The sequence below is a fragment of the Thermoplasmatales archaeon genome (genome assembly GCA_014361195.1).
Lineage (GTDB): Archaea > Thermoplasmatota > E2 > UBA202 > JdFR-43 > JACIWB01.
In genome coordinates, this window is sequence record JACIWA010000032.1 from 1 (window position 1) to 590 (window position 590).

General features: G+C 30.0%; 1 protein-coding gene. It reads right to left on the reverse strand.

The genetic code is table 11. From position 1 onward, the window contains the following. Positions 1 to 37: 37 nt before the first annotated feature. Entirely contained in the window at positions 38 to 559 is a 522-nt protein-coding gene (locus H5T44_06450; GenBank protein MBC7081859.1) for a hypothetical protein, read from the reverse strand. Positions 560 to 590: the final 31 nt, after the last annotated feature.

The window sequence follows — 590 nt, forward strand, 5'->3', positions numbered from 1 at the left end:
CTTTTTTACTAATGCTTGACAATAGCTTACTCAAACTTTATGGATTAAATATCCATACAATTATTTTATCAGTTGCAACTCCTCCAGCTTTTCCATAAAAAGCTCCAACAGTTACTTCATATAATCCAATTCCAGTCTTCCATCTCCATTCATATGGTGGAAAATAATCTATTTTTCTAGGCTTATATTCATACCAAACATCTGCAAGTAAAAGGTAAAATTCTACTCTATCTATTATATTCATTGGATCAAAAGCATCGCATTTTACACGTATATCTCCTAAAATTATTGGAATTTTTGTAGGAAAAATTTCTCTTCCAAATATATAAAAATAATTTTTTGGCTTAACAATTTCTATTTTTGGAGGAGAATAATCTGCGCATTTAATAACCCATCCTCTCCAATCTACACTAGTATGGGTTTCATAACTCTTGTCTCCAATTATGATATAGTGATTCTCATCTAAAATTTCAATTGCAAAAGCTCTATCATGTGATCTTGTTCCAAAGCTTTTATTCCATATTTCTTTTCCTTTCTCATCTATTTTTAAAACCCACATATCCTTTCTTCCTACTGCAAATAGATCTGTA